At 54.8% G+C, this 22550-nt stretch carries 22 protein-coding genes, 1 tRNA gene and 2 pseudogenes; 5 read left to right on the forward strand and 20 right to left on the reverse strand.

Going from position 1 to position 22550, the window contains the following annotated elements:
* Positions 1-288: 288 nt before the first annotated feature.
* Genes AC0J6G_RS18640 through AC0J6G_RS18655 form a run of 4 tightly spaced genes read right to left on the reverse strand, consistent with a single transcriptional unit; the run spans position 289 to position 4818 of the window.
* A complete protein-coding gene (locus AC0J6G_RS18640; RefSeq protein ID WP_475250323.1) occupies positions 289-2592 on the reverse strand; it encodes an ATP-binding protein in 2304 nt (767 codons plus the stop codon).
* A 54-nt stretch (positions 2593-2646) separates the two neighbouring features.
* Positions 2647-3567: a restriction endonuclease gene (locus tag AC0J6G_RS18645; RefSeq protein ID WP_475250325.1), complete on the reverse strand. Its 921-nt coding sequence runs from the start codon at positions 3565-3567 to the stop codon at positions 2647-2649.
* A 47-nt stretch (positions 3568-3614) separates the two neighbouring features.
* On the reverse strand, positions 3615-4016 hold the full coding sequence (locus AC0J6G_RS18650) for a lysozyme inhibitor LprI family protein (protein WP_475250326.1): 402 nt from the start codon (positions 4014-4016) through the stop codon (positions 3615-3617).
* A 31-nt stretch (positions 4017-4047) separates the two neighbouring features.
* The gene (locus AC0J6G_RS18655; RefSeq protein ID WP_475250328.1) at positions 4048-4818 is read right to left on the reverse strand and encodes a nuclease-related domain-containing protein; all 771 of its coding nucleotides are present in this window, start codon (positions 4816-4818) and stop codon (positions 4048-4050) included.
* 227 nt (positions 4819-5045) lie between these two features.
* On the opposite strand from AC0J6G_RS18655, the gene AC0J6G_RS18660 reads away from it, so the two are divergent.
* From AC0J6G_RS18660 to AC0J6G_RS18670, 3 genes and pseudogenes are all read left to right on the forward strand, one after another.
* Positions 5046-5297, forward strand: coding sequence for a helix-turn-helix transcriptional regulator (locus AC0J6G_RS18660; RefSeq protein WP_475250330.1), 252 nt, complete (start codon positions 5046-5048; stop codon positions 5295-5297).
* Positions 5297-5461: pseudogene (locus AC0J6G_RS18665) on the forward strand (type II toxin-antitoxin system HipA family toxin); the annotation flags it as partial. The gene AC0J6G_RS18660 and the pseudogene AC0J6G_RS18665, both read left to right, overlap by 1 nt.
* 152 nt (positions 5462-5613) lie before the next feature.
* Positions 5614-6465: an alpha/beta fold hydrolase gene (locus tag AC0J6G_RS18670; protein WP_475250332.1), complete on the forward strand. Its 852-nt coding sequence runs from the start codon at positions 5614-5616 to the stop codon at positions 6463-6465.
* 116 nt (positions 6466-6581) lie between these two features.
* Here the strand turns inward: AC0J6G_RS18670 and AC0J6G_RS18675 are convergent, their stop codons facing one another.
* Positions 6582-9215 (reverse strand): autotransporter family protein, encoded by a 2634-nt coding sequence (locus AC0J6G_RS18675; RefSeq protein ID WP_475250334.1) that lies wholly within the window; start codon positions 9213-9215, stop codon positions 6582-6584.
* Positions 9216-9395: 180 nt separating this feature from the next.
* Between AC0J6G_RS18675 and AC0J6G_RS18680 the strand changes: the two genes are divergently transcribed.
* Both AC0J6G_RS18680 and AC0J6G_RS18685 read left to right on the forward strand, forming a co-directional pair.
* Complete coding sequence (locus AC0J6G_RS18680) at positions 9396-10052, forward strand: Fe2+-dependent dioxygenase (RefSeq protein ID WP_475250336.1); 657 nt, start codon at positions 9396-9398, stop codon at positions 10050-10052.
* A 59-nt stretch (positions 10053-10111) separates the two neighbouring features.
* Positions 10112-11941 (forward strand): hypothetical protein, encoded by a 1830-nt coding sequence (locus tag AC0J6G_RS18685; RefSeq protein WP_475250338.1) that lies wholly within the window; start codon positions 10112-10114, stop codon positions 11939-11941.
* A 98-nt stretch (positions 11942-12039) separates the two neighbouring features.
* Here the strand turns inward: AC0J6G_RS18685 and AC0J6G_RS18690 are convergent.
* From AC0J6G_RS18690 to rpoD, 15 genes and pseudogenes are all read right to left on the reverse strand, one after another.
* Positions 12040-12219, reverse strand: a pseudogene (locus AC0J6G_RS18690) (EAL domain-containing protein); the annotation flags it as partial.
* Between the two features lie 136 nt (positions 12220-12355).
* Positions 12356-12613 (reverse strand): hypothetical protein, encoded by a 258-nt coding sequence (locus AC0J6G_RS18695; RefSeq protein WP_475250340.1) that lies wholly within the window; start codon positions 12611-12613, stop codon positions 12356-12358.
* A 112-nt stretch (positions 12614-12725) separates the two neighbouring features.
* Positions 12726-12986 (reverse strand): helix-turn-helix transcriptional regulator, encoded by a 261-nt coding sequence (locus AC0J6G_RS18700; RefSeq protein ID WP_475250342.1) that lies wholly within the window; start codon positions 12984-12986, stop codon positions 12726-12728.
* A 188-nt stretch (positions 12987-13174) separates the two neighbouring features.
* Complete coding sequence (locus tag AC0J6G_RS18705) at positions 13175-13489, reverse strand: type I restriction endonuclease subunit S (protein ID WP_475250344.1); 315 nt, start codon at positions 13487-13489, stop codon at positions 13175-13177.
* Between the two features lie 400 nt (positions 13490-13889).
* On the reverse strand, positions 13890-14075 hold the full coding sequence (locus AC0J6G_RS18710; RefSeq protein WP_475250346.1) for a hypothetical protein: 186 nt from the start codon (positions 14073-14075) through the stop codon (positions 13890-13892).
* 78 nt (positions 14076-14153) lie between these two features.
* Positions 14154-15569: a P-type conjugative transfer protein TrbL gene (gene trbL, locus AC0J6G_RS18715; protein ID WP_475250348.1), complete on the reverse strand. Its 1416-nt coding sequence runs from the start codon at positions 15567-15569 to the stop codon at positions 14154-14156.
* A gap of 4 nt (positions 15570-15573) precedes the next feature.
* Positions 15574-15753, reverse strand: coding sequence for a hypothetical protein (locus AC0J6G_RS18720; protein ID WP_475250350.1), 180 nt, complete (start codon positions 15751-15753; stop codon positions 15574-15576).
* Positions 15754-15763: 10 nt separating this feature from the next.
* A complete protein-coding gene (gene trbJ, locus AC0J6G_RS18725) occupies positions 15764-16555 on the reverse strand; it encodes a P-type conjugative transfer protein TrbJ (RefSeq protein ID WP_475250352.1) in 792 nt (263 codons plus the stop codon).
* A 1-nt stretch (position 16556) separates the two neighbouring features.
* A complete protein-coding gene (locus AC0J6G_RS18730) occupies positions 16557-16928 on the reverse strand; it encodes a plasmid mobilization protein (RefSeq protein WP_475250354.1) in 372 nt (123 codons plus the stop codon).
* Positions 16929-17196: 268 nt separating this feature from the next.
* Positions 17197-17526: a TraK family protein gene (locus AC0J6G_RS18735; RefSeq protein WP_475250356.1), complete on the reverse strand. Its 330-nt coding sequence runs from the start codon at positions 17524-17526 to the stop codon at positions 17197-17199.
* A 126-nt stretch (positions 17527-17652) separates the two neighbouring features.
* Positions 17653-18423: a hypothetical protein gene (locus AC0J6G_RS18740; RefSeq protein WP_475250358.1), complete on the reverse strand. Its 771-nt coding sequence runs from the start codon at positions 18421-18423 to the stop codon at positions 17653-17655.
* Positions 18424-18428: 5 nt separating this feature from the next.
* Positions 18429-18647, reverse strand: coding sequence for a DNA-binding protein (locus tag AC0J6G_RS18745; protein WP_475250360.1), 219 nt, complete (start codon positions 18645-18647; stop codon positions 18429-18431).
* 373 nt (positions 18648-19020) lie between these two features.
* On the reverse strand, positions 19021-20085 hold the full coding sequence (locus AC0J6G_RS18750; RefSeq protein ID WP_475250362.1) for a tyrosine-type recombinase/integrase: 1065 nt from the start codon (positions 20083-20085) through the stop codon (positions 19021-19023).
* 127 nt (positions 20086-20212) lie between these two features.
* Positions 20213-20289: transfer RNA gene (locus AC0J6G_RS18755), tRNA-Ile, on the reverse strand.
* A gap of 361 nt (positions 20290-20650) precedes the next feature.
* Positions 20651-22492, reverse strand: a complete 1842-nt coding sequence (gene rpoD / locus AC0J6G_RS18760; protein ID WP_475250364.1) for an RNA polymerase sigma factor RpoD — start codon at positions 22490-22492, stop codon at positions 20651-20653.
* Between the last annotated feature and the right edge of the window lie 58 nt (positions 22493-22550).

The raw sequence follows: 22550 nt of genomic DNA on the forward strand, positions 1-22550 counted from the left end.
TTATGAGTTGCCTAGAAACGCTGTAAGCCCAGTGAAATCGGGCGTAGCTTAGCGCAGGTACAGTGAGCTGAAAGTAGCGTCGTAGAGCGGGTTAAGCGTAATTGAGCGGAATCTGTGAAAGCTGGGCACTGTACCGTCAGTGTACTGTTTTTTGTACCGCGAAACGGTCAGGTTTCGCTTCCCGTCAGATGCAGGCTTAACCAAATTCGCTAATCCGCGTGGTATCTGGCACCCGGCTACCGCGTCTTATTCGATCTTCTCAAGAGACAAGTTTTACTTTGCATACCATCAGGCCGTCGCAACTTGAGTCATTTCGTCATAATGCTTCTTGTCTACTTCTTCCATCCACTGAAAAATGTTGCCGATGACGCTATGGCTTTCGCCTGCCAAATTTTCAGACGACTCCTCGGTTATTTCAATTACGTCGCTATGCGAATACTTGTTTATAAAACGGTAGATTTTTTCTTTGAGCTCCGGTGTCGTGATGGTGCAATCTTTGAGTCCAACATCCATTAGCTGGCTGATGTCGTTTCTCCGCTTTGGATATTTGAAGGTAAAGAACGACTCAATTAGCTTGCGGGCTAGATTTGCAGTTAAGAAAGCTTCATCTCTGTTAAGCGTTTTATGCGACCTGTACTCATAGAGCTTCTTGAAGATGTAGTGATACTCAGATCCGTAGTTTTTCAGCGAATCATCGGCGTCAACAAGCAACGAATGGCGGGGCGAGCCAGGTGGTGCATCCAGTCGATAGAAGAAGCAGTTCTCCGGCTTGTCTTTTTTACTCCTGTTTCTGTTCATCCCACTAAACCAGTCTCTCACCAGCTTGAAGTAAGTGAAGTTGTGAGTTAATACAAAAAGCTGTTTTGCGTCTGTGCATTGAGTTCTCAGAAATGAGTAGGCGTGAAACAAATGGTTGGAGTCAAAACTTGAGACCGGGTCATCGACGACGACAATCGTATCTTTTATGTTGTTTCCGTTTTCTTTGAGCTTAGTTATAAAGTAGACAAATGCAATCGCCGTCTTCTCTCCTTCGCTCAAGTTGCCATCATGCTCGCCTAATCCATTTCTTATTATTTCATAGCCCTTTTTCTTTTGGTTGAAATTAAGGCAGAGCTCAGAGCGGCCAATGAAGCGGTGTAAGGTGTCATTGAACTCCTTTGCCCCAACCGTCTCATTTGAGAGCAGCGCCTCTATTGCTGCGACCTCTTGGTCGAGTTTTTCAATTTCCTTGTAGTCAAGCTTTGCCTCAGCCTCAAGATTATTGCAATTTTTCTCACTTCCAGAATAGTCAAACTCTTGTACCTCGGCCGCAGCAAAGTGAAGCTCCAGTTTTACTTTGCTTTTTGAGGTCTCAAACTTAAAGTTTGAAGTCTTATTGTTGTGCTTTTCGACGAGCGCGATGATAGATTTCAGCGTCTCATTAAAGTTTGTGACATCCTCCTCAATTACATCTGAAATCTGGATGTCTGTCTTGGCGGGGTCTGTAATTTTGGCTTTCAGAGCTTCCCGCCATCCTTGCACTTGCTGGTTGATCTTCTCAGCAGCAGATGTGTACTCCTTCTGAAGCTTCTCAAAGTCAGCAGATAGTTCTTTATAAAACGCCGTGGGTGCGGGTATTTGATTGATTGGGGCACCTTGAGACTCAATCCAGGTTGCGGCGTTCTGCAGCCGGTTTTGGAAGTCTGTAAACTCTTTACTGAAGTGAGCAGCAAGTGCTTCGGTACGAAGCTGGGTGAAAGGGGAACCGCAGAATTCGCAGGATTGCGAGTCATGTTGTTTATGGATTTCTAAACCGGTTTGAACCCACTCGCGTATATCGGGATTGTCAGTTAGTCTTTGGATGGCTTGATTGACGGCTGTCGTCCCGATCAAGTTCCTGAGGCGAATTGCCGCTTTCTTAAAATAGTCCGGTTCAATAGCCGTTGAGGCGAAAGTTATGCTTGGAAGCTGGTCGGGCTTGGCTGCATTCGTCAGGTCAATAATTTTGTTATCTGGAAGAACCGACTCTACTTTGAAAATTTCCGCACTGTTTTGCTGAATAAAAGCAGAGAGCTTGCGGCGGTCATAATTTAGGTAGTAGCTATCGCTCGTGTCAACTGCTTGAAGCCCAAGCTTCATTTTCTTTGCTGTATTGGTCAGAAACTTATCCAGTGCTTCACGTTGTTTTTTGACATCGCTTATCTTTTCATCGTAGGACTTCTTTTTTGATTGAAGTTCCCCCTTCAGTCTCTCCAGTTTTTGTAAGTCATCAATCTTCTCTTTTGCAATGAGAAGAATGCTTTTCACAGACTTATCCCAATCAATGTTCTCGTGAATAAAACGTTGATTGAACACATGGATGTTTAGTCGGGACGATGGAAGAGTCGTTTCCGTGATGGTTGAGCCGTCTTCTAAAGCGATTGAGAACTGACCGGCACTGAAACGGGGAACCAGCGAGCGAAGCTCAAAGCACGAAAACAGATTTGACAGGGTTGATTTCCCTGTCCCGTTCCAACCATAGATAAGATTGTACTTGCCGAAATTCTGAATCTTCGTGCCATTGAAATCGTTGAAAATACCGAACTGCTTAAGACTATTAATGCGAACGATCAAGTTTGGACTCCTTTCCTTTAGCTCACGCAAAGGGAGATAACTATTTTCTCCCAGTCATTCCTCATCGAAGTAGTCGCTATCCAGCTTTGGAAGCTTAAGTAGGCGCGACGTTACACCAACCTCGTGATCCATCATCAAGTTGACTAGCCGACTGCCATCAACCAGCACCATGCCTTCTACAGAGCGAGCAAAGTCGATTGCCTGTGCTGTGAAACCTGAGGTGGTGATAAATACGCCGCGCTTCGCTTTCTGCCCGGCGAGTGCGCCGTAGAAGGCTTGTAGCTCTGGGCGGCCAACTGTGCCTTGCCAGCGTTTGGCTTGGACGTAGACCTTTTCTAGTCCGAGCTTATCGAGCGAAATCACCCCGTCGATACCACCATCACCGCTGCCGCCAACACGCTGCAGGTCGTTCCGGCTGGCACCGTAGCCAAGGCTGTGCAGCACATCCAGTACGATAACTTCAAAGCGGTTGGGGCTAACTTGCAGAAGACTATCCAACAGGTCTGCAGCCGTTGCCTCGCGTAGTTCACGCAAAGCCTGCTCCAAACGATCATCAGGGCTGACAGTGGCTGAGCTGGCGGCAGGCGCAGGATGTTCTTGTCCGTCGAGTGAGACAGCATCAGTCGGGGTCTTGAGTTTTACATTCATAAAGCCAATGGCGAGCTGTTCGACCTTGTCCGCAGTCAGAGGGACGGGGTGCTGCACGGCATAGGTAATACCTGCGTCAGTCAGCTTCCAGTACCCACGCTTGGTGCTGCTGGACAGGCCGGCGCGCTTGAGGCGGTCATGGGCCCAGCCTGCACGGTTCTTGTACGTAGCCTGGCCGCTGGCAATCAGCTCTTGGCGCTGTGCTTCCGATAGGTTCAGCGCATCAGCAGCGGCCTCATGGGCGTCACGTGCTGTCGCGCCTTCGGGGGTGGCTGCAAGGTAGCGCAGGATCGGCTCAATAAACTGGTCGTAGGTAGGGACGGACATTGCAGTTCCAGGAGCAAGGTGAATGTGTTGTTAGGGGCGATCCGCAGTCACAGGCTCGGCTCGACCAAACGCCCAAGATCATCGGCGCGTTGCTTAGTCATATCCAGAAAGCACGAGGCGCTGTTAATGCGGTCAATGCTGCCGCCCGTGAGGCTGCCGAGTAGGGTGCAGTCGGTATCGCGGAATTTGATCCACAGCCGCTGCGCGTCGCGCAGTTGTGTTTGCTGGGCGGGTGTTAGCGCTTGCATGGCCGCTTTGTAGTTTTGGTTGAGGCGGGCGTCTTGCTGTTCTGTCTCACTGCCCATGCAATCGAGCATATTCATCGTCACGCCGCCGGACTCATCCATGCAGGCGCTGTAGGAGGAGCTGTAGCTATCATCCGCTGCCTGTGCGCCAGCGCTGAGCGTGGTAACGGCAATCGCCAATAGCCAGTTTTTGCTTGAGTGCATGATGAGCGTCCTGCGTATCAAGGGATGAGTGTTAAAGGCTCTGCATGGTTCGGCACTTGGGGAATGCCGAGCATCCCCAAAACTGCTGCCCCGCTTTCGCCCCTAACTTCACGGTGCGAATCAGTAGCGCGCTGCCGCATTTCGGGCATTGCCGCTCGGCTGTCGGATCGCTACGGCGCTTGAGGTTTTGCACATGCTCGCGGTGGGTGGCGAGGGTCGGCGCGCGGCGGCCGGTTTGCAGGGCGTGCAGCATGGCGTCGACTTCAGCCTCGCTGAATAGCGGCTGCTGGAATGACTTGATATAGCGGATAAATCCAATGCCTTGTGTCACGTTGGCCGGCACTTCGGTTTTGAAGGTGCTGCCGCCGACAAAGGTGATGACCGAGTGCAGGTGCTCGGGGTCAACGCCAAGGGTTGCTTCCAGGGCTTTGAGATGTTTGTAGTTCTGCCGTAGCGGGTTCTGGAATTTGAACGTGCGTTTGTAGAGCTTCTGCGTCCACTGCGCCTGCTTCTCGCTGCCGAAGATCCAGCCGCTCATGTTCTTCGTTTCCAGCACGAAGATGCCGTAGGGCGAGAGGAATACGTGGTCGATCTGCGTAGTGCCGTCTGGCGTGCTGAGAGTGACGTTGTGTAGGCGGCGGTAGGTCTGCTTATCCAGCTGGAAGTGAGCGAACAGACGTACCAGCAGTTCGCCAATATAGCCTTTGGCCCAAGGCGACTTGAGCAGACCGATCAGAAGTGCGGCTGGGATAAACCAAGCCAGCATGCCCCAGACCTGGGCGATGATAGGGGTGAAGTCCATTTCCTGTCCCTGGTAATCCTTAGTTAGGCGGATAGTACCGAAAGTCAGCGTAATTGGACGAACGTAATCAATGACGACATTCGGCTTATTGCGTGAGCCGAATATTCCGGCTATTCGGCTCACTCGCCTCTAAGCACCCGCTCTGGCTTTAGCTTCAGCCGCCGTGTTGGTTTTTGCTAAGGTCATGCAGACGTTACATCTACTTAATCCTGTAACGTAAACATGACATGGACCACGCCCTTACCACTCAGCGTCTCGGCCAGCAGCTTCGGCAGCGCCGCCTCAATCGTGGGCTGACTCAGGCTGCTCTTGCTTCTCTGGCTGGCATCACTCGGCAAAAGGTTATCGCTATTGAGAAGGGCGACCTCTCGGTTGGGATGATGGCCTATGCACGCGTGCTGGCTGCCCTCGACGCTGAGCTCACTGTGGTGTCGGCAGCCATGCCCACGCTGGATGAAATCCACGGAGTGTTTGACTGATGAGGGCCGTGCTGCAGGTTGCAACGCCAGAAGGCGAGAGCGGGAAGATTCTTACCAGCGCAGGAGACTATCTGTTCCGCTACCACGAGGATGCCCAGTTGCGGGCATCGATCAGTTTGCTGATGCAGGTGTGCCTGGATGAATACCGCCATCGGGAACGGCACCTTTTACGATGGCTTCAATGCCTGCGACTTCATTGACCCTGCTTCGGATAATGGGTCGGCAATAACAGCCTACTCTCATCGATCATAATACTGGCGCGATTTGCTTTATGGCCTTGAATGACTTCCCGCATGCGGCGCATACGTGCATCTGCATGATACTCGCGCTGCTGTTGAATGCCTGTACGGCTTCAGGGCTAGAGAAACGTCAAGCTGATGCGGCGTTGCTAGCTATTGACGCGGGCTGGCAGCCCATCACGCTGGATACAGGCGAATTTGTGCTGACGGCCTTTGTTCCACAGGGCTTGCAGCAGGTCGCGACGTTGACCGTGTATATCGAAGGGGATGGCCTGGCATGGCTCAACAGCAGCACGCCCTCGCGCGATCCTACGCCGGTGAATCCGGTAGGCCTGAAACTGGCCATGCGCGACCCTTCGGGTACGGCGGTCTATCTGGCGCGGCCTTGCCAGTATGTCACTGTGAACGACAAGCGCAGCTGTCAGCGCAAGCATTGGACGAATCAACGCTTCTCGCCTGATGTGATCGCCGCCAGCCTCAGTGCAGTCGACCAGCTTAAGCAGCGATTTAACTCTGAGCGACTGACGCTGGTGGGCTATTCCGGTGGGGCGGCAGTCGCCAGCCTGGTGGCGGCGCGGCGTGAGGATGTGGATCAGTTGATTACGGTTGCCGGCAATCTCGACCACCAGCTATGGACCCAGGAAAAGCACTTATCGCCACTGGAGGGCTCGCTGAACCCTTCTGCGGATTGGCGGCATTTGCAAGAGTTGCCACAGACACATTTTGTCGGCGCCCAGGACACCATCATCAGCCCAGCTATTGCGCGCGCTTACGCCGCGCACTTCCCGGCCAGCGCGCCACTGAGGATAAGAAAGGTCGAGGGCTTCGATCATCACTGTTGCTGGGTTGAACAATGGCCTGCCCTGCTAAAGGAGGCCCTACCTGCGCGACCAGCTGATCCGCCACCCTTTAATGACGCACGCAACTGATCAGGGCAGGTACTCCCCATCGGTCGCTAAAACGGTTCAGTGGTGTTTCCCAAGACAATAAAAAACCCCAGCGCACTTAATACGCTGGGGCCTGGATATATGACGTTCGGAAGGACTTAGATATCCCAGCGCAACTTCACTGATGCCGTTTGATTGAGGAAACCCTCGCTGTGCTCGGTGTCGTAGCGTAGAGACACTTCGACACCTTGCTCGGTGCTATGGATCAACCCAAGGCCGCCACGCTGAGACCATGGGCTCGAATCAAGCCCACGGGTGGTGAAGCCTGTACCCGGCTCTGCAGCGAATGCAGAAGTGATACTGGTATTGTTGTTCAAGACGTCATAACCCACACCTAGGTTAGCTACAACGCTGGTGCCTGGCATGAATTCATGACTCAACTTGCCATCCAAACCTACGATCATTTGATCTGTGGTTTGCGAGTCGACTTTGAGGTTGGCGCTGGAGCCTTTCTCGTTGTAGCTCTCGTCTTTGATCCAGGTGTAGTCAGTGCGAACAGACGGGGTGAACGATGTTTTTTCATTCAACTCGAACGTACGCGCCAGGCCAATACCGGCAGTGGCCAGGCGGCTGCTGTAATCAGCCTTGGCGGTTTCGCCGAGGAAGCGAATGTCGCGCTTACCGTCCGTATTGTTTTGGCCAATACCGACCTGAAAGTTCAACTCGGTATTCTGATCCAGGCTATGGCTGCCATAACCGAGCAACTGATAGATATCAACATCGGCGCTATTAGGCGCAACGTCAGAATTACCATCGATATTCGAGTTGGCATAGGCAAACGCTACGCCGACACGCGTGCTGTCAGATACGGTACCGTCAGCACCCAGCACAATGCCGGAGGTATTGGCGTCAAAGCCGGATACGCCGCTGCGGTCATCCTGCTCGGCCCATGAGCCAAACGGCTTCAGCCAAACGTTACGATCACCATAAAACTCGTCGCCTGACGACATACCGCGATTGGATGCAATACGCGACTCAATCACCCGGCTGATACCGCCAAGCGCCGCACGCGAGGCGAGGACGGTATTCGCGGTAAGTAGGGGCGTTGTCTGAGAAACAGCATCAGAGACTTCCTGGCTGGTGCCGAGCTGGCCCAAAGCGTCGATAAGCGTCTGCATGTTGGGGTTAGTGGTGCCACGATCGATAATCGTGTCGAGTGCACCGGCAGCACCACGAGCGCTTGGGTTGTTATTGCTATCGACCGCATCGACGGCGGTTAACGCTTTGACCAATTTGAAATCGATATGACCGTCTTCACCTTCAGTGGCAATGCTCTGGAAGTTGAACAGCGCACTGTTGTCGTCGACCTGGGCAAAGTTACCAGTGAGTTCAAACCCACTGACCACCCGGTTCAGTGTTTGCCCCACGGCCAACGTATTGACCTCTTTAACATCAACGAAGGCCTTGCCGGCGATGCTAGCAGTGCCGCCGACACGCATTTGGCTGTATTCGTCTTCGCCGTCGCCCGAGGCCATAAGGCGCAGCACGCCGGAGTCGGTCTGGGTGAAGTCCCCGGCGACATAAGCTGCCTGAGACAACATCGGTAAATCGATGATCCCGGCGTTGATCACGTTTACCGAGCTGCCACCAATGCTTAACGCGCCGCGCAACACGCCACCGGTCATGTTGTTGATGGCGCCGCCACCCTCGGTGTTTTGAGTCAGGATCGAATATGCCTGCCCCTCAATAGCGCCGGATAAAACGCCCTCGATCGTGCCGTAGTTATTGAGTTCACCGCCCATCACATTGCTTATCTGGACACCAATTGCCTGGCCTACGCCAACACCGGTTACACCAGCAGTGATTGTGCCCCGATTATTCAACGTACCCGAAAAGTTGTTGATGATCACACCCAAAGCCTGGCCACCGACCCCATTCGAAGTGGCGCTGGCGCTGATCAGTCCAGCATTTTTCAGCTCACCGGACAAATCGCGGGTACCCAGACCTACGCCGAATGCCTGAAGCCCTTCAGCGGTAGCTGTGATCTCACCGCCGAGTTGGTTATCGATCAACGCATCCGCAGCGACCGACTGATTGATGTAGACGCCAAAGGCATACGAACTACCCTGCAACATAGTGCTTTTGGCACTGATTGTGCGGCGATTGACCAGCGAGCCTTTCATGTCAGGCGCACCGCGTTCCACGATACCGAAAGCGGCGCTGGAACCACCAGAAGATTGGTTTTCCGAGGTGGCGCTGATCAGGCCGTTGTTAGTCAAGTCGCCCAGCAGCTCACCGTTAATCTGCACGCCTGCAATGGTATTGTTGTCAAAGACAAAACCAAACTCCGAATTAAAGTTGTCCTCGCCCACACCACTTGAAAGGATGCTGCCGTTGTTGGTCAGGCTACCAATAATCAGGTCCTCTCCCTCGGATGAGCCTAGATTACCGAAGTACAGCACAGCAGGTGCTTCGGATGCCCCGACGGTAACGCCCTCCGCAATGGTCACGATTTGTGAGTCATATGGTGTGCACTGCTCCAGGTTAGCAGTGACGGTCGGGCCGCAGCCTGCTTGCACAGCCACCGCTTGACCGACAAATAGGCCGTTGGCGCAGAGGGCAGCAATTGCGCTGTATAAGGCGGTGGTTCGCCACTGTGGGCGAAGCGGCTGACGGTTTGACATAAGGAGTCGCTCTTTATTGATAATTGTTGTGGATGGCAGTGCTGCGGATAGTATCGTTGCGCCAGTACACCCACCATCGTTATTTTGATGGAGGCTGGAAGCGCTCAACTACCGCTGAACTCTAGCCGAGCCAGCGCCATATGCAGCGTAAAATGCACGCCCGGTTAAAGGATTGCCTTAGTGACGCCTGCTGCGGGCGCACGCCCAAGGCTGCTTCTCGTCACACGGTCGTCTGGCAAGCGGCAGCTAGACGCCCCATGCCGTTCCAATCCCCTACAGGCTATCGCTGTGAACTACCTGATTATCGAAAACGCCCTACCAGCCGATCTTCTTCAAACGATTACTGCATCCATCCAGGCAGGCCCGTTCGAGAGCGGCAAGCTCACGGCGCAAGGGATGGCCAAGGCAGCCAAGAGTAATTTGCAACTATCCAGTACTGCCCACGCGCAGTTGCTCGACAGTATTAGGCAGGCGCTCTACGCGCACCCTGCGGTGCAGGCCTTCGCCATACCGAGCATGATCGGCCGCACGCTTATCAATCGGTACGAGGTTGGCATGGAGTACGGCATGCACTCCGATGCGGCCTACATCCAGGATGTACGCACCGATGTGTCGTTCACCCTGTTTCTCGATGACCCCGCCACTTACCAAGGTGGCGAATTGGTCATCGCGACAACGGCGCAAACCTTTACCTTCAAACTACCGGCAGGCAGCATGCTGCTCTACCCCTCGGGCGAACTGCATCGGGTGGCGCCGGTCACTCAGGGCGTGCGTCACGCCGTAGTGGGTTGGCTGCAGAGCCGCATACGCAATGTCCATCAACGTGAACTCATCGCCAAACTTAGCCTCGTGCCCCGCACGCTGCGCCAAGACACCAAGTACGCGGCGCTGGCCACGCAATCCGAGCAGTGCGTCCAAGAGCTGATCCGTATGTGGGGCGACTGAGCGCCTGGCCGTTCAGAACGCTGTTTTCTTAATATTGTTTAACGGATCGATTGTGGCGTATGACTCAGCCTTTTTTCCCCACAGCAGGCTTTTACGGCCGCTTGCGCCAGCCGGAACAGACCCTGCGCCTAAAGTTGAGCCATTGCCCGGCGGCCATTGACTGGACGGCGCTGGATAATTGGCTAAGTAACAAGCTCGGCCTTGCCTTGCAATCCCAGGCGCATAGAGTGCTCCACTCAGATAAAGAGCTAAGCGCTGATGCTGCCGCCGTGTTTTGGCGGATTATCCAAGTAGCCGCCAAGCTTCAGCGGGTTGCACGCCTACCTGTATTCGAGCCGGGGGTAGTACTCACCGTGCAGGCCGACGCGGCGCACCCGGGTAGCTGGCTGGCCGACGCCTGTGTCGCACATATCGATTACGTGCCCGAGCACATCACACGCTTGGTATACGACGCGGCAACGCTGCTGGTAATGAGCTTGGCGGCCGCCCCAGCGAATTTCGTAGAGACTGAACCGCTCTACCAGCAATTAGAACTCAAGGTGCTCCAACCGCTGCGCTCAGTGATGCGGGTGGGGAAGTCGACACTGCCGCTGCTGGCCTGCGCCCATGAACGCCGCATCCCATGGCGTCACTTAGGCGCTGGCGTGTTTCAGTTGGGCTGGGGCGCGCAGAGCATGCGCATGCAAAACAGCAAGGTCGGCTCCGATTCGGCCCTAGGCGTCGCGGTGGCGCAGAACAAATGGGTCGCCGCCGAATGGATGCGCCATGCAGGCCTTCCCGCCCCGCACAATCGCCTGGCCACGAACGAGCAGGAAGCGCTGGCTGCACAAGCCGCCCTGGGCTGGCCGCTGGTGGTAAAACCGGCTGACCGTGACCGCGGTGAAGGTGTGGTGGTGAACATCACCAGCCAGGCACAGCTACTCAACGCCTTTCGACACGCCCTCACGCTCAGCTCGCAGATACTCATAGAACGCCAGGCCGACGGTGTATGCCACCGAGTGCTAGTGGTACGCGGCCAGGTGATCTATGCGGTCAAGCGCTTGCCAATTGCCGTGTGTGGCGATGGCCAACAGACGGTTGCGCAGCTGGTACACAACGCCAACCAACAGCAACAGGCGCTGCCGAGCTGGGCGAGGGCACCGCTTTATCCCAGTGATGAGCTGACCAAAGCTTGCCTGCAACAGGTGGGCCTCAACTTGTCGAGCGTTCTTGCTGCAGGCGCATGGGCGTCGCTCAGACCAATTGAATCGACCGAATGGGGCGGGCTCGACGAAGACTATTCAAGCCGCTTGCACCCTGATAATGCCGCCCTTGCCTGTCGCGCAGCCTGCCTCTTTGGCCTCGATGTAGCCGGTATCGACATCATCTCACCGGACATCACCCAGCCCTGGCATGCCAATGCGGCCATCCTCAACGAGGTGAACTCGTCACCCGTATTGGGTCAGAGTGAAAGCTCGCGACGAACCCTGCCGCAGGTATTGAAGAGTCTGCTACCAGAGCAAGGGCGTATCCGTATCGAGGTCTTTGTAGGCGCAGAGCAGGCCCTGGAAATGGCCCGTGCGCAGCAACAGGCATGGCAGGCACAAGGCATTGCAGGCTACCTGACTAGCCACAACCTGACTCTAACTCCCTCAGGGGCCGCGTTGCACCTGACACAGGACAGCCTGTTCGCACGATGTCTGGCATTGCTCGCGGATACTCAGGTGGAGGCCATAGTGCTGCTGGTACAGACAGACGAACTGCTGCAAACAGGCCTGCCCGTGAACGACCTGCAGCACCTTAGCCACAGCGGTGAGCCCCTGCTTTGTGCTCAGCCAGATGGCTTGCCGACCACAATCGAGCGCACCCACCAGGTCATAGCCTTTCTGCAGACTCTAGCTGCCCGCTAAAAGCCGCAGTAGCCGCCCATCAGGCCACTGTGGTGTGCTTTCCGTAAAATCGATGGGCTTGCTCACATGGGAAATGCTGAGAAGGGGGCTCAATTGACCTAACGGCAGCGTTCTTCGAGTTCCTCCAGTGGCATTGGGCGGCCGAACAAGTAGCCTTGGAAGTTCTTGCCGCCGTTGTCGAGTAGAAACTGGCGTTGTTCAGCCGTTTCCACCCCTTCAGCGATCACCTTAAGTTTTAGCGTTTCTGCCAGGGTAATGATGACTCGGGCGATGTCAGCGTGAGGGCCGTGCTGCAAGTTACACCGCCAGAAGGCGAGAGCGGGAAGATTCTTGTCAGCGCAGGAGACTATCTGTTCCTATACCACGGTTATTTCCCGTTAATCGTGGTCTGTGTCCTATTGCCCGTGATTACTCTTATTCCTTCCCCGTAATGGCTTTTGCTCTCGGGCCATATTCTTCAATCACACGCCCGATCGTAGCCATATCGTTGACGGTGAGCGTTCGCCCTAGCCGCATCAGTTCAGCTCGCTCTTTACGCCATTTTTCGATCTGCTCATGGTCAGGGCTGGCCCCTTTCCTTTCCGTGAAGATGCGTGCGGAAAAATTGCTTACCAGGATTCCAAGGGCATGCTTGGCCAAGTTGTACCCACTCCACTTTTCGTCGTCGCTCATGGCGTATTTCCCTGTGTTTATCACTGTCTATGTTGATAGGTGCTGGTTGAGCCAATCCAGATGTGCCTGACGCAAGGCCAGCTTGAGCTGACGTAGACATCGAAGATCATGCTCAAGCGCTCCCTGACCGCTGCTCGCTGAGGATGTCTTTAACAGTGCGCTGGTGTCCGGCTTTGACCAGCTTCAGATCATAGCCGGCCGCTTCCAGCAGCCGGACCAGCACTGAAACACTCATATCGCCCCTGGCCAGAGTTTCCATACGCGCCACAGTCGTGCGCGAGACGCCTGCACGACTGGCCAGCGCTTCCTGGCTCAGCTTCGCGTCACCACGCGCCTGTTTCAGCATCTCGGAAACATCGTAGAGAGAAGTCATTTGTAGCCTTTGGGCGTCAAAAATAGATGTAATGCCGAGAGATGTAGCCCGTAGGCCACATTCGAACAAGTATCGCTAGTACTAATTTTGTGGCTCATAAGCTACATGGTGCATGGGGCGGCCTGATTTTGTAGCCCAGAGGCTGCAAATCCACAGATTTTACTCAGCATCTGCATCGGTTTTCCGGCTTAAGGTGCTGTTGGCTTTCTGCCGAGCTTGGCCTTGGGGGCGGCGGCGCGTTGGGTTTGGATGCGCTCCAGCAGCAAGCTGGCCGGTTCGTCGTTCGGGTCTTGCGGCACCAATTCGCCTCTGAATGCTTTGGTCAGGATGCTTTGGGTCAGGTGGTCGATATGGCTTTTGGCCGAGGCGACTTTGGCTTCCAGTTGGTCGGCGAAGGCGAAAAGTTGCCCGACGCGGCGGACTATCTCATCTTGTTCAATGCTTGAAGGCACTGGGACAGGGCACTTGGCGAAATCGATGATCGATAGATCTTGGATGGCCATTCCCTGTGCCTTGACCTTCACAAAACGTTGTGTGAATTCGCTATTCGAGAGTAGTTCGAGGTAACGGCGCTTGAAGTCTGACTTTCAGAGAGGGGTGCTTTGTCTTGGCGTCGGCGAGCCAGCTCTTTACGGGTCCACTCAGCCGCCTGTTGCATATCTGCGCGCAGGTCGGCTATTTCTTGCTCTGTAAGACGCCTCACGGGCTCAGTGGTTTTCGACTTATCCATATCGGTAGCTCCAGGAAGGGGGGCGGCAGAGTATTCATGGTCAGGTTCAGCTTTTGCTAATTCAGCGACCCTGGTCACGCCTGGCCTTCACTCTAGCAAGGCTCTGCGCCTACCCAGATGCCATGCACGCGAGCCTGATCAGGTTTGCCGATATAACCCCAGGACTCTGGGTGTCATTTATAAGCCTCTATGAAGGGTTTTAAGCCTTCTTGCTGGTCAGGAGGAAGGTCAGCCAGGATCTCCTCCAGATGGAAGGTTGATACGTGCGTCGGTGGTTCGAAAACGTACCCCGCTGCGACCATCTCAGCCTCGATCTCCTCAGTGATGAACAGGGGCTCCGTTATTTCGTGCGCGTCCATAAGCTATGCTCCTTCTGTGCATGATTTGGCGAATTTAGCGGCTAAATTTCGTTGCCCCAATTTTAGCCGCTAAAGTTTTCAGGTGGCCGAGCCGCGATCACGATTGACGAACTCGGCTATCTCGTCATCCATGTCGTCATCGTCATGCCCCGCCGCTGACAGGGTGTTCCCGTCGAATGAAGGCTCTCCCTGGATGGTCGATGCGAGTTGACCGCCGATAGTCTGGCTGGCTTTCTCCTGAAAGTTGCTGGCGGCCTCGCTGGCCTTTTCTTTGATCAGGCTGCCTGCACCTTTGGCCAATTCCGAAGCCGCTCCCCCTGCCAGGCTGGCAGCCTTTTGCATCATGCCGCCGAATTGGTTGCTGGAGTCGATGCCCATTGCGGCTCGAAGTGGCGAACTTGAATCTGAACCTTTGTCTGATGCACCAGACCCCAGCGATGGCATACCAGAACCTCCATCGGCTGAACCTTGCGCCTTTTGAATTGCGGCCTTGATCGCTGATGCGCCACCAGAGATATTCTGAGCGCCGCTCATAACGGCTGAGCCGGCCATGCTTGCAGCACCCGCAGCTGTGCCTGCTGCCCCAAGGGCTGCTCCTGCAATCGCTCCGGCACCGAAGCCGCCCGCACCTCCGCCGCCACCGCCGCTGATGATGCCAGCTACCATTTTCGGAACCTGCCCGGTAAGGGTCAGCAGCGCTAAGCAGAACACCAGCATCACGCCGAGCTCTTCAAAGTTGAGTGTTGCCTGGTTCATTTTGGCGTAGAAGCTGGTCAGCAGATTGTTACCGACCCCGACCAGCAGGATCATCACCAGCAGCTGAACAGCCAAGCCGAGAACAGTTTTGAAATAGTTGATTGCCATGTCCGATGTCCACCTGGAGCCACCAAAGCCCAGGAAGAAGATGCCGGCGTACATCAAGATCCAGCCAGAGATTAGAAGTAGCAGCATGTTCACGGCGATGGTGGCGAGCGCCAACATGATGCCCGCGCTGAGCACCAAACCGACCAAACTGTCTACAGGGCTCCAACCCGATAGGTTGGAAATGGCCTGCTTCCAGATCATGAAACCAATATCGACTACGCCCGAGGGCGACAGGCCGGCTGTGCCGGCAGCGTTGTCGCCGATCTGGCGCAGGGAATTGATGATGGTTTCCGCAAAGTAAGGGCCGTTCTGTAGCAGCCAATAGAAGAAGCCAAAGAACAGGGTAAAGCGAATAAATTCGCTGAAGAAATCACCGATGTCTGCTTTGCGCAGAGCCAGCATACCCATCGTCCAGGTAAAGCTGATGGTGCCCAGCGTCCAGAATAACCAAGTGGCTGCCGCCATGATTACGCCTTGCCAGGCAGCGGCTCGGCTGACGAACTCCTGGATGACCTGATCGAGAACACCCGTCTGGGTGGCCGGGTCGTGGAATGCCAGTTCGGCCGATGCGCCGGCCGAGTACAGAGAGAAAAACAGGCCCAGCAGCAGAGTGCTTTTAATGATCCTCATGGCATCACCACTTCTTCGGGTTGGCAGGCAGGGTATCGGGGCCGCGTGGCTCCGTTGAGGCGCGATGAGCGCACTCCTGTCTCTGTTGCTGGTTCTGTGGGGCGGTGCAGTCCAGGGTGGCCGGCTCGCAGCCGGTCAGGGTTCCGGCGAACAGCACAACTGCGAGGGGGATGATCTTGGTCATGGCGTTCTCCTCACCACTTCTTCGGATTAGCGGGAAGCGATTCCGGCCCGCGAGCGGCAGTAGATGCCTCATGCGCAGCCAGCTCCTTGGCGGCCTGGTCAGCGTCTGACTGACTACGAACGACCAGGGCATTCTGCTGGGCAAGCATCAGCCCGCGAATCTGTAAAAGCTGGTTCGATTGGTGGCTGGCCAGCTGGTTGGCATATTGAATGGCTTTGACCTGGCCATCTGCCGTGGATGCAGCAGATTGCAGGCGCTCCAGTTGACTTGCGTCCGCTGCCATATTGTCTTGCTGCTGGGCGATGGCTTTGAACAAAGCATCATTGGCCTGCTTCTGCGAGGCAGAGGCCAGGCGGCGATTGGCGGACATCGCTTCGCGATCACTTGGCGTACACCCCACACCACTGAAGCATGGCGAACTGCGGTAGTAGGCAGCGTCCTGGTACTTGGCCAAATAGGCGTCCAGGCTGCCAGCTTTACGCTGGTAGTACGCCAGCATGTCCTGCGCCTCGATCAGCTTATTGATCGTGCGGTTGGCCTGATCCCAGATATAAGCCGCAGGCGCGGCCGTATTCTGTAGCTGATTTTCATACTGCTGCAGTTGGGTCGAATACTGCTCGACCTGCTTGGCGTATTGCTCGACCTGCTTGAGCGTCTGCGCAACGCTCTCAACAGCCGTCAGCACGTTTTGGGTCAGGTTTCCCCCGTCGATCACGGGGATGCCTGCGTAGGCCACTTGACCGCTTAGCGAACAGAGCGCCAACGCGATGAAGCCCATTTTTTTAGCCGCTAAAATTTTCATGTCACTCTCCCTGTACCTTGATTACCAGATCCAGCATTGCTTGCTGCGTCTGCTGTATCCTCGACAAAACAACCTCAATGGTTCTGCGCATCTGCACTGCGTCGAAACCGGCAAAGCGCTCATCGTTGGTCAGCCACATCTTGAGCAAGCCACCCAACCGCCCCTGATCACCGTTGATCTTCGCCAGTTCAAGAATCATCTTGCTGTCGAGAATGCTGGGGGGCTGATGCCCCATACCAAGGCAGCGCAGGAGCGATGACATGCTGTGCCCTGTCTGCTGAGCAAGCGCATCAATCTGTGTCTTCTCATCTGGCGTAACCCATACGTTTATGGGCGTGGTTTCTTTCCTGGTTATCGCTCTCTGCTCAGTCATCAACTGCTCCTGAAGCGGCGGCAGCCGCTTGCCCCGCAGGGCAAGACACCCGTTGAGCGCGTAGCGCGAATAAGGGGGGCAGTGAAGAAACTGTGCCGGCTTGCCGGTACAGGTACTTCACCTGTCTTGCCCGGCATTTCATGCCGATTGAAGGCCTGTAGGAGTAACCAATTAATCGCCTCTCTACCGTTCAACGTTGGGTTAATGCCAAGTGAACGGAAGTTGAACGGTTCAGTTGGTGTTTGAACGCCTGTGTGGGGGTTGATGTTCATGGCAGTAGTCCCTTAGTGGGCTTTGCGCTAAACGCATAGGTGTCTGCAGCGACTTCAAGTGTTTCCCTAGTCGGGTGCTCGCTGCTGCTTGCTGACGCAGGGTTATCGACCAGTTGGCGCGCATACCGGCGGAAGGCCTGATAGGTAAACGATATTCGCCCTTCATCGAATAACGTCTTCCAAATAGCCAGTAGCGACCAGCCGTCTGTGTAGGCCTGCTGAATTTCCTTTCTCAGGGAAAGGAATGTGCTGCGATTGCGTGCGGCTGTACTGGCTGCCGGCTTATTTTGTATGCGCTCGGCTATGCGTTCGGAGAGTGTTCCCATGAGTAATATCTCGATGTGCTTGTAGAGCTAGACCCGCATCTTTTGCAGATCCCTCAAGTGTCAATGAATGCGAAACTTGGACGATGTATTGATCGAGTTTCGAGGCTTTGATGGGGTGCTATTCGGCTATGTGCCTTGTAGTTGATCCTTGAGGGATATAGCTGTTGAGTTGTGTCTGATTTCCGTAGCCCGCAATTTGGCGATGGACAACCCAATTGACGGGGTGAACCGGCCAGCCAAGTAGTGATTGATCAGTCCATGCAGCCAACGTATTGATGTTGTTTTGATGGCCCCGGCCATCATTGAGGCAGTAAGTTCGTCGAGTAGCGCCTGGCGATCGGGTTCTGGGATCTTAGCCAGAGCCATCTTCAGCGCAGGTCTATCCTCTTTTGGAATACTGCGGTGAAAACTCATGGTGAATCCGATCTGCGATTCTTCAGGAACCTTCTGATTTGTTGTTGTAGTTCTTTTATATTTTTTTAGTATTTGTTCTTTATTAGTATTTATTAGTGTTGGATTCTCCGGGTGCGGGATATCCAAGCCCGGAAAATCCGTGTTCGGGTTTTCCGCACACGGTGTATTTTGCTCCAGTTGGCATGGAGTGTCCGATATCTGCCAGATGGAGTGGCTGAATCGTCCTGACTCGTCACTCAGCTGCTCGATAGAAAGATATCCCGCATCTTCTAGCTCCTTAAGTCCTGCCCTGGTTGCATCGCGGCCGCATTTCTTCTGCTTGGTCAGGTATGCAAGACTGAGCCGGAAACTCGGTGGCAACGATAGCAAGAACACAAGTTGGCCTAACGCCTTCCATGAAAGCTTTTTGTCTCGGATCAAGTCATTGGGCAATGTTGTAAAGCAACGAGACACCTTACGGCGGAGGATGATGTTCTCTGTCATGGCCCCTACGCCTCGTCGATCATTCGAGCTATTGAGGCTGTTTTGAAGTAAACCCTGCGGCCAATTTTTATTCTGCATTCATGTAGTTTTCTTGCAAGGTCGTTATCCCCATAGAGAGTTATGCGCAGGCCGCCTTTGCTTCTCAGTAGTATCTCTGCGAGCTGTTCAAGTGATAGGAGTGGGGCGCTGTTGTAACGCTGTAGTAAGAGTTCTTCGGTGGTCATTGTGCTCTCCTAAAACTAAGTTAGTTTGGAGGTATTTTGACTGTAAATTGATGGTCTGTAGTAATTGAGCGAAATTTTGTAATGATTTCTTGATGTTTAGCTAAACTTTATTAGGCAATAGGAAGTTATGTCCTAATTTGTTTTTTAAGTTAGGACATAATGTCCTAATTAATCTTGTTGCGTCGGTACGCCGCTTTTATGGTGGATGCGATTCATCTGTTTTTCTGATGAATCAGTAGGTTGTTGAAGAGTGGGTAAATGGTTGCAGATGGGCTGTTGTTAGGCGTATGTCTAAGAAAAAACCGGCGCTTGACCGGTTTTGGGTGAGGTAATAATCATGGAGTTAGGTTGGACCTGCTGGGTGGTCTGAGGCTCATGATTTTTCTGGAAGCCTGTCCAGTTTTGCCACTAGATCCTCAGCCCGCAGATGCGTATAGCGCTTAAGCATCTGCATCGACTTGTGCCCGCTGATGGCGGATACCTCCTGGTCGGATAGACCGCCCTCGACCAATCGGCTTACCGCCTCATGCCGCAGATCGTGGAAGCGCAGGTCGGGCATGCCGAGCTTGGTCTTCAGCAAGCCCCAGGTCTTGGTGAAGGCATAGGGGCCTCGCTTGCCGGTTTTGCCTGGCTCACCAAAGAACACCAGATCACAGTCAATCGGGCGTATCGGGTTGTTCAACGCTGTTTGGAAGGTTTCTGTAGCCCATTTGCTCAGAGGGACGGTGCGTGCGCTGTCGTTCTTGGTGTCTGAGAGGCGCACTACGCGCTTTTTCATGTCGATCTGATGCCGGCGCAGGGATGTGATCTCTGACGAGCGCATACCTGTTTCTAGGGCGATTCGGACGATCCAGCCGAGCATGGGGTTGCTGTGATTGTTCACGGCGGTCAGCAGGCGGCGTTCTTCTTCTGCGGACAAGCGCCGATCACGGCCTTCGCCGGGGCTGGGTTTGCGGATATTCAACACCGGGTTGAAGCTGAGGCCCAGGCCCCATTCCTGAATCGCCACGGTGAACAGGTGGCTGAGTAGTGCCAGTTCCAGGCGTACGGTGTTATTGCTGGTGGGCTTGCCGCGATTGGTAATCGAAGCGAGGCGGGTGTCGCGGTAGCCGGCGATGATCTCGGCCGAGAGGGCGGCCATGGAGTATTTGCCCAGATGGCCGATCAGTTGTTGTGCCTTGGTGGCTTCGGCGCGTTGGGTGGTCGGCTTCTTGGTCGGGCTGATTTCGCTAAGGTAGCGTTTCAGTGCCATTTCCAAAGTCATGCGTTCGGAGCCGCTGCGCTGGATGTAAACGCCCCTGACCATTTCATCTTCGGTACGGCGTGCCCAGTCTTCGGCGTCGCGCTTGGTGCGGAAGGTTTTGGTATTGGTCGGCCAGCCGGTTTTGCGTACCAAGGCTTTCCATGTGCCGGCTTCCGTTTTGACGATGGTGGCCATCTTTTCCTACTCCAAAAGCGTACCGCTGTACCGGCACTGTACTGAATTTGTACCTTTGGACTATAGGACTGTTCTTTCTGCTTTTCTAGCGGACATGAAAAAGCCGCGCAGTGCGCGGCTTTGGAGTTGGTGGGCCCACACGGACTCGAACCGTGGACCAAAGGATTATGAGTCCTCTGCTCTAACCAACTGAGCTATGGGCCCTCAGAGGCGGGCGGATTATAACGGCGCCTTCTCGTGAGTGCCAACTGAATGGCGCGGATGATGGTTTTTTGTGTGGGGGTATCTGGGTGCGTGGCTGGTGACGAGCGTCAGAGTTAGGGGGGGGAGTTGCTGTATAGGGAGCTATCTTTTTGGCGGTCGCGGTTAGTTACCGGCGGTAATGATGACGACAAGGGGCGCGATGGCGGTGAGTTGTTCGCCTGCATGTGCTGCGTGCGAGCGTCGAAAGCGTCTGTCATATCTGCTGGGTAATCATCCGCTCAGGTAGTGGCTGCTGGCATGCCAGGCGCAGTGGCGTATTGCCCTTAATGCAAAACCCCCGGCGGGGCCGGGGGTTTTGGTGTTACTCGTCGAGGAAGGAGCGTAGGTGCTCGCTTCTCGTCGGGTGGCGCAGTTTACGTAGCGCCTTGGCTTCGATCTGGCGAATCCGCTCGCGAGTTACATCGAACTGCTTGCCGACTTCCTCAAGGGTGTGGTCGGTATTCATGTCGATGCCGAAACGCATACGCAGTACCTTGGCTTCACGGGCAGTGAGGCCGGAGAGTACGTCGCGAGTTGCTTCTTTCAGGCTCTCAACCGTGGCGACATCGATTGGCGACTGCATAGTAGAGTCTTCGATAAAGTCGCCCAAGTGCGAGTCTTCGTCATCGCCGATTGGGGTTTCCATGGAGATCGGCTCTTTAGCGATCTTCAATACCTTGCGGATTTTGTCCTCAGGCATTTCCATGCGCTCGCCCAGTTCTTCCGGCGTCGGTTCACGGCCCATCTCCTGAAGCATCTGGCGAGAGATGCGGTTCAGTTTGTTGATGGTCTCGATCATGTGCACCGGAATACGGATGGTGCGCGCCTGGTCGGCAATAGAGCGGGTAATCGCCTGACGAATCCACCATGTGGCATAGGTCGAGAACTTGTAGCCGCGGCGGTATTCAAACTTGTCCACAGCCTTCATCAGGCCGATGTTGCCTTCCTGGATCAGGTCGAGGAATTGCAGGCCGCGGTTGGTGTACTTCTTGGCAATCGAGATCACCAAGCGCAAGTTCGCTTCAACCATCTCTTTCTTCGCGCGGCGGGCTTTGGCCTCGCCGATCGACATGCGACGGTTGATGTCCTTGATTTCAGCCAGGGTCAGCTCGCATTCGGCCTCGAGTGCAGACAGCTTTTGCTGGCAGCGCAAGATGTCGGCTTGCAGGTTGCCAATGGCTTCGGCGTATTTGGCTTTGCCTTTAGCCAGGCCCGCAGCCCACTCGGCATTGATTTCATTGCCGGGGAACAGCTTCAGGAAATCAACACGCGGCATGCGTGCATCACGCACGCACAGCTGCATGATGGCGCGTTCCTGGGCGCGCAGGCGCTCCAGAGAACTGCGTACACGCACAACCAGTGCGTCGTACTGCTTAGGCACCAGCTTGATCGGCATGAACAGCTCGGCCATTTCTTTCAGCGCGGCGATGCCTTGCTTGCTGTTACGGCCGTGCTTTTTCAGGGCTTTTTTGGCAAGTTCAAGGGCATCACCGATCGCGGTGAAGCGGCGCAGGGCCTCTTCAGGGTCCGGGCCGCCGTCGCCTTCTTCTTCCTCTTCGTCGCTTTCCTCGCTGTCGTCGTCGCTGTCTTTGTCAGCGTCGGCGTCAATTACGGGTGCGGGAGCTGCTGCTTCGGCGGGAACGATGCCATCATCCGGGTCGATATAGCCGTTGAAGACTTCGACTAGGCGCCCACCTTCGGTGCTGACACGGGTGTACTCAGCCAGAATGCTGTCGACAGTGCCGGGGAAATGGGCGATTGCGCCCATGACTTCACGGATGCCTTCCTCGATGCGTTTGGCGATTTCGATCTCGCCTTCGCGGGTCAGCAATTCCACGGTACCCATTTCACGCATGTACATGCGCACGGGGTCCGTTGTACGGCCAATATCCGTTTCAACCGCAGCCAGCGCTGCAGCGGCTTCTTCAGCGGCTGCCTCGTCGGTATCGGCGTCGGCCAGCATAAGAGAATCCTTATCTGGCGCAACCTCGAATACGTTGATCCCCATGTCATTAATCATGCGGATGATGTCTTCCACCTGCTCCGGATCTGAAATATCTTCCGGCAGGTGGTCGTTGACCTCTGCGTAAGTCAGGTAGCCCTGCTCACGACCCAGTGTGATCAACTCTTTGATACGAGACTGTTGTTGCGCTTTTCCGGACATAACACCCTATCCACTGAAGGTCTTGGCGGGCAAAAAACAAGCCGCGGATTATACCCGA

Source organism: Pseudomonas sp. TS_SC_3, from assembly GCF_056156225.1.